This window comes from Streptomyces sp. NPDC059718, assembly GCF_042733315.1.
GTDB lineage: Bacteria > Actinomycetota > Actinomycetes > Streptomycetales > Streptomycetaceae > Actinacidiphila.
Window position 1 is genome coordinate 1 of record NZ_JBHWGA010000111.1, and the last position, 6,590, is coordinate 6,590.

Sequence of the window (6,590 nt, forward strand, 5' to 3'; positions counted from 1 at the left end):
AAGCACTCCTCGATCGCCCAGCGCGTCCCGGCGATCCGGACCAACTCCTGGACGGTGGTGCCCAGGGGAGCGTAGGCGAGGTAGTAGGCGATCTCATCGGGCTTGGTGAGGCTGCGCCGTGCCAGCGCCCAGCGCTGGTGTGTGGGCGTGTCGCCGTCGAAGTCCTCGATCGCGGGGATCTGGACCGCTGCCCAGTGGTAGACGCGCGGGCCCTTGGCGCCGTTGCCGCACGAGCGTTTCTCCCAGGCTTCCTGCGGGGCCTGCGTGAACAGGTAGTCGATGCGGCCGAAGCGCGGCACGTGCTGAGACTTCGGGACGGCGAGGACGTAGCCGACAGCGGCTTCCTCCAGCAGACGGCGAAAGCGCCATTCCTGACCGTAGGCGGCATCGGCGGTCACCCAGGCGACCGGCAGCGGTGAGGCGAGCGCGCGCACCACCATGGTCTTGGCGAGTTCGCCCTTGGTGGCGAAGGCCCGGTCTTCGGGGACCTTCGCAGCGCGGCAGCGCTGGGGGTCGTCGGTCCATGACCTGGGCAGATACAGTTCCCGGTCCACCAGGGCTCGGCCGCGGGTGGTGGCGTAGGCGGCGAAGACACCGATCTGGCAATTCTCGGTGCGGCCGGCGGTGCCGAAGTATTGCCGCTGCACGCCCGCGGAGGTGGTGCCCTTCTTGACGAAGCCGGTGTCGTCGATGATCAGGACGCCACCGTCGTCTCCGAGCTGTTCGGCAACGTAGGCCTGCAGGTCATCACGAACGTCGTCGGCGTCCCAGACGGCCCTGTTCAGCAGTCGCTGGAAGCCGTCGGGGGTTCGATGGCCGGCGAACTCGGCCAGCTGCCAGCCGTTCTTCCGGCCGACCGGACCGAGCAGACCACGAATGTAGTCACGCATCCTGCGGCGCAGGTCCGCACGGCCGAAACGATGGCCGACACGGAGGAAAAGCTCGTCGAGTTCCTGGTCCCAAGAACCACCCGCAAGGTCGTCGATCACGCCAGGAGGCTGCCCAGTGCCCAGCGCAGTTACGTGCCGACTCCACTCGTTGGAGGGGCAGTCCGGCAAGACCGCCCCGGACCAACAATCCCCGCCCTACACTCCGAACGACGCCCCTCACCAGGCCAGATAGCAAAGCGCTGCTGGAGTACTAGAAGCCCAGATCGCCGCCCTGCTGGAGGCCCACCCTCTTGCCGAGGTCCTGACCTCGATGCCCGGCATCGGCGTCAGGACCGCCGCAGTCCTCCTGACCACCATCGGTGACGGCAGCTCGTTCCCGAGCGCCGCCCATCTCGCCTCCTACGCCGGCCTCGCACCCACGACCAAGCAGTCCGGAACCTCGATCCACGGCGAACACGCCCCCAGAGGCGGAAACCGGCAACTCAAACGCGCGATGTTCCTCTCAGCGTGCGCCGCCCTCCACGACCCCGCATCCCGCACCTACTACGACAAATGCCGAGCCCGAGGCAAAACCCACACCCAGGCACTCCTCCGCCTCGCCCGCCAACGCATCAGCGTGCTCTTCGCGATGCTCCGAGACGGAACCTTCTACGACCCGCGCCTTTCCGAAACAGCCGTCGCATGACCAGCGCAGGCTTGCCGAAGGACATAGAGGCACCCCCGGGCTGCCCTGAGGGTTCCCGGGTAGCGCTGGTGAGCACGGGCTGCTCATGGCCTGCCGCAGGACGCGGCGCAGTATGGAGTACCAGGCCCGGTCACGTCTTCGCTCAGTGTGCAGGCCCGGGAGGGCTATCACGCGAGGGATGTGAGTGACGATGGGCGATAATACCGGTCGGCGGGTTACGGCCGGGTCTTTGGCCGAACTGGTGGTCCGGGTATGGGCGCAGGCCCTGTTCTGTTCGCCGTTGCGGCCGCAGGACCGGCCGGATCAGCGCGCGGTGTGCGCGACGGTGATCGAAGAGCTGGCCCGCTACACACGAATGCCGGGCGGCTGCGCGGGGGCGGTCGCGCAGCAGGCTGGTGACTACCCGGAGCTATTCGCCGAACGGATGACCTGGTGCCTGGAGCAGGCCGCCGGCGTCTACGCGGTGCGGCACTGGTCCGGGTACCAGGCGACATGACCGGCATGGCAGGCGCCCACTCCAGGTACACCAGCGCCTGCACGGCCGGCGGCCAGCCGTGCCAAGCGGAACACAGGGCACCCCTTCAGCTGTGGTGGATCGCCCGGCGGATGCTGGACACCTCCGGGTACACCACCGCCCAGACCGACGACCTGCGCCGATGGGCAGGGATCCTGATCGACGCCCTCCTAGTCTTCCAAGAGCAGACGGCCCACCTGCCCGGCTCTCACGGTCACCACTGGCAACGCCAGTTGGCCGCAACCACCCAGCAGCGGCTGCGGCCAGTCACCGGCCGCCTTGACGCCCGCATCTGGCTGGTCCACGCCCGACACCGCACCCAAACCCGCCCTGACCCCACCCTCGACCGACGGCTCTACCGAACCTGGATCCCCCACCTGTGCACCGCCGTCCGCGCCCTCATCGCCGACAGCGGCACAGCAGCCGTACAAGCCAAGCACGACCCCGCCACCGCCAGCCGCCTCCTACAAGCCCGCCACACCCTGCAACACGCCTGCCACCGCCTCAACGCCAACACCCACCCCAGCCCCAAACCCAGACAGCCAAAAAGATGAAATTTCATGAATCATCGCAAATCCCCCAAAGGGCCTGCGTGATCCGCACCCGACAACCGAGCCCGAGCCGCGGGTCCGGTTGCGGTCGCTACGAATAGTCACAAAGACCTCCGGCCCCTCTCCCCCGCAGGGCCGCCCGAACCGTCGCCTTCGGAGCCCTGCCCTATGGGCGGCCGAGGCAACACCGGAGGATGCACAGGATGGGCTCCGATGAATCGGAAACGGGAAGCGGCCTTGAAAGAGGCCGTCGCGACGCGGCGGGGTCTGGCCTCAGCAGTGGCGGCGGCTTACCGGGCGGGGATCCCGGTCGCCCAGATCGCCATGAGGATGCAGCCCGACCCGATCGAGGTGCGTTACCTCCTGGATGCCACGGGGGAACCCCGTGAGTGAGCGGGTGGTGCCGGACCCACGCCGTGCGCGGGCCCGGGAGGAGCTGGCCTGCGCGGTAGTCGCCCAGTGGGGCCTGCTGGCCCTGCTGTGGGTGTCCGCGGGGCTGGGCCTGGTGGGCTCGCCGGGGCCGTCTACGCCTCGGCCCTCTGTGCGGTACTGGCAGCCGCTCTGCGCCGCTGCCAGACCTCTTCGCTGGGGCCGGCCGATCGCGTCACGCGGGCCCGGCCGTCCTCGTCGGGGGCGTGACAGCGCTGACCGCGGCCGGCACCCAACACGGTGTGCTGATCACGTGTCTGGCCACCTTGGCGCTGCTCGTGGACGCGGTAGACGGCCGGGTGGCCCGGCGCACGGGCACCACGTCACCGCTGGGTGCACGGTTCGACATGGAAACCGACGCCTTCCTCATCCGGGTCTGCTGCAGGTTTGGGTGACAGTTTGACCTGCCCCACCTCTCAGGTTCCAGTTTTGGTGGCTAACTGACAGCCCTTCACGGAAGGCTGGCAGTCATGCCTCGTCCCTATCCTCCGGAGTTCCGGGCGCGCGCCATCGCGCTCGGATAAGTGCTGGCCATCGGCGCCATGCGCTACATCTACCTCGCCGCCACCCAGGTAACGCCACGACTCCGCACAGCGTAAAGCACGCCGCAGGATCAGCCGTGAGATGGGGAGCCACCGTGACCGCCCGGCATGCAAAACCGACGGCCTCCGGAATGCGGATGCCGGGCGCGACGTGCAGGCTGAGTCGCGGGTAGCGCATGGGGGCGACGTTCAACATCCTCCGTGGCCTCTCCAGCGCCTGCGACCCGCACAACGGCGCCCTGGATGATGCCCGAGTCAGGGGCGCCGCTGCTGACGGCCCCGCCAGCGCAGTACCCCACCGAGGGCTGCACCCCTGACGTGTTGGAGGTTGTTGGCTGGGTAGCCCGGGCGGGGCGCTGCGCCTCTCTCATACGCGATATGTGGGCCTTGGATCTTGCTGTTGTTGGTGTACGCGGTCATCGCCGCCCGGCGCCGCCATGATGACGCCCCCAGGGAGGCGGAGGTGGATCAGGGAGAAGCAGTCCCAACTTCTTGAGTTCGGTATCCGCAAGACGGGACAGAGCCCCTCGCAAGCGGTCAATAGCACGGCGATGGCAGAGGCCAGAACAGTGGACTCCCCATTCGCATTCTTTCGCCGCCTCCGTTACCCGCCCACATTCGTCACACTGCAACGGAGCCAACACAGCCTTCACCCCATCGAGCTCTACCTCTAAAGGAGCAAGATTGCCGAAACAGCCAGATACGCGAATGAGCAAGAACTCCTCAGTTTCGGCCCGGCCGTGGTCCGCTGACCGGGCGCGAACAGAGAAAAGTGACGCAAGTCGCCCGACCGCCATCTCGCCGATCGCTGCGGCGTCCAACCGTGTCCATACCGTCGAATAGGTGTCCGTACGATTCACTGCCATGACAGTGAGCGACTCCGGCAGACGACTGATCGACGGCCGCTTCGAACTGCTGGAACGACTGGGCGGCGGCGGCATGGGCCTGGTATGGCGGACCCGCGACACCGCCCTGCACCGCGAGGTCGCGCTCAAGGAAGTCCGCCAGCCGGAGCCGGACTTGGCCGACGCCGACCCCGAGGCGGCGGCGAAACTGCGCGAGCGGGTGCTGCGCGAGGCCCGCGCGCTGGCCCGGGTGCACCACCCCAATGTCGCCACGATCCAGCACATCGTGGACAGGACGGACCTACCGCACCCCTGGCTCGTGATGGAGCTGGTCACCGGCGGCTCCCTCCGGGACCTCCTCGCCGGTGGTCCGCTGACCCCGCGGGACGCCGCCGTGATCGGCCGCGGCGTACTCGCCGGGCTGCGCGCCGCGCACGCCGTGGGCGTCCACCACCGCGACGTGAAGCCCGCGAACGTACTGCTGCGGCCGGACAGGACGCCCGTGCTCACCGACTTCGGCATCGCCACGCTCCGTGACTCTACGCGGCTGACGACGACGGGCGGTCTCATCGGCTCGCCCGAGTACATCGCCCCCGAGCGCATCCGCGGCGAGGAGGGCAACCCCGCCTCCGACCTGTGGTCGCTCGGCATGCTGCTGTACGTCGCGGTGGAGGGCGTCCACCCGCTGCGCCGTGAGACCAGCATCGCCACACTCGTCGCCGTCCTCGACGAGCCCCTCCCGCCCCCGGTGCGGTCCGGGCCGCTCGCCCCCGTCCTGAGCGCCCTGCTCGTGCGGGACGCCGCAGCGCGCCCCGACGCCGAGCGGCTCGACCGCATGCTCGCCGACGTCGAGCGCGGTGGCACCCCGGCCCCGGCGCCGTCACCTGTGGACGCGGTGCCCGCCGGCTTCGGGCCCGCCCCGGCGTCGTACCAGCCGTTGGCGCCCCACGCCTACTACCCGCCGGCCGCACCCACCCGCCCCACCCCGGTCCCCCCGCCCCGCCGCGGCGGCCGCGCCCTGGCCGCCGCCGGCACGGTCGCGGCGGTCGCCGTCGCGGGCGTCCTAGTGTGGAACCTTGCCCCCGGCCTCCACGACGGGGGAGACGCGGGCGCCACGGAGACGGGCGGCGCAAGAACCACAACGGGTTCCCGCTCCTCCGGGGCGCCGACCACGGCAGGACCTACCGCCTCAGCAGCGCAGACGACCGCATCGGCGCCAAAGAACCTGCTCACCCCCGCCGGGGTGCGCCGTGTGATCGCGGCGATGCGCCCGTACATGGGAAGCTCCAAGGTCAAGGAGTTCACCGTCTACGCCGACCACGCGGAGGCCGAGGCGCCCACCCGTACCGACCCGAAACTGTACGACGACCTCACCTATCGCGACGGCCAGGTCACCCGGGCCCCCGGCGGCACACTGGAAGCCAGCGACGCGCAGGAGATGCAGAGTTTGGACGGCGTCAACTGGAACGCTCTGCCGGCGTTGATGGCGAGGGCCCAGAAGACCCTGGACGTTCCGCATCCGACCCTCCGCTACCTGACCGTCGACCATGACCTCTTCGACGGCGCGCGAGTCATCAACCTCTACCTGTCCGACGCCTACGGCAGCGGTTATCTGTCGGCCTACGCCTCCTCAGGGAAAGTGAAAGAGACCCACCCCAGGGGAGGTTCCTGACCGGAGGCAGGCCAACGGCCGCTACCGGCGCCTGAAGTGACTGACCGGCGGTCTGTGCGCCTGGGCCGCGGTGGTCGCGTACGAGTACTTCGTGCAGTACCCCTCTCCGTACGCGGGCGTATTCGTGCCGTTCCTGGCCGGCGCCCTCTGGATCAGACTCTCAGCAATCATGAGCTGCGCCTCGGCGTCAGTGACGTCGTCCGGGCTAAGGAAGTCGCGGCGGATCAGGACGCTGATCGCGGTAGGCGCGTGGACCGGGCCGCTGCGTAGGGCACGGAGCATCAGTTCGCCTTGCGGAGCGGGCAGCGCGGCGGTGAGCACGTCGAGCATGGCCTCGGCGCGGCTGCGGAAGGGTCTGTCCATTGAACGGCTCTGTTCCGTAGTCGGTGGTGACGCCGGGTGATGGGCGTCGTTGACGTTGTATGCGAGATGCCAACTCCCTTGTAGCGACGGTTTTTTCAG

Annotated in this window: 5 protein-coding genes and 2 pseudogenes; 5 read left to right on the forward strand and 2 right to left on the reverse strand. The window is 69.0% G+C overall.

What is annotated here, in order from left to right; translation table 11 throughout:
• On the reverse strand, positions 1-989 hold a 989-nt coding region (locus ACFV3E_RS46195; protein WP_500542499.1), incomplete at its 3' end, for an IS701 family transposase.
• A gap of 151 nt (positions 990-1,140) precedes the next feature.
• On the opposite strand from ACFV3E_RS46195, the pseudogene ACFV3E_RS46200 reads away from it, so the two are divergent.
• The 5 genes and pseudogenes from ACFV3E_RS46200 to ACFV3E_RS46220 form a co-directional block, all read left to right on the forward strand.
• A pseudogene (locus ACFV3E_RS46200) lies at positions 1,141-1,575 on the forward strand (transposase); the annotation flags it as partial.
• A gap of 229 nt (positions 1,576-1,804) precedes the next feature.
• A complete protein-coding gene (locus ACFV3E_RS46205; RefSeq protein WP_500542501.1) occupies positions 1,805-2,071 on the forward strand; it encodes a hypothetical protein in 267 nt (88 codons plus the stop codon).
• Positions 2,068-2,643 (forward strand): hypothetical protein, encoded by a 576-nt coding sequence (locus ACFV3E_RS46210; protein WP_500542503.1) that lies wholly within the window; start codon positions 2,068-2,070, stop codon positions 2,641-2,643. The genes ACFV3E_RS46205 and ACFV3E_RS46210 overlap by 4 nt, the downstream gene beginning before the upstream one ends.
• 632 nt (positions 2,644-3,275) lie before the next feature.
• Positions 3,276-3,464, forward strand: a complete 189-nt coding sequence (locus ACFV3E_RS46215) for a CDP-alcohol phosphatidyltransferase family protein (RefSeq protein WP_500542505.1) — start codon at positions 3,276-3,278, stop codon at positions 3,462-3,464.
• A 1,011-nt stretch (positions 3,465-4,475) separates the two neighbouring features.
• Positions 4,476-6,128 carry a serine/threonine-protein kinase gene (locus tag ACFV3E_RS46220; protein WP_500542507.1) on the forward strand — a complete coding sequence of 551 codons (1,653 nt, stop codon included), beginning with the start codon at positions 4,476-4,478 and terminating at the stop codon, positions 6,126-6,128.
• Between the two features lie 21 nt (positions 6,129-6,149).
• Here ACFV3E_RS46220 and ACFV3E_RS46225 read toward each other — a convergent pair.
• Positions 6,150-6,590 (reverse strand): annotated as a pseudogene (locus ACFV3E_RS46225) (hypothetical protein); the annotation flags it as partial.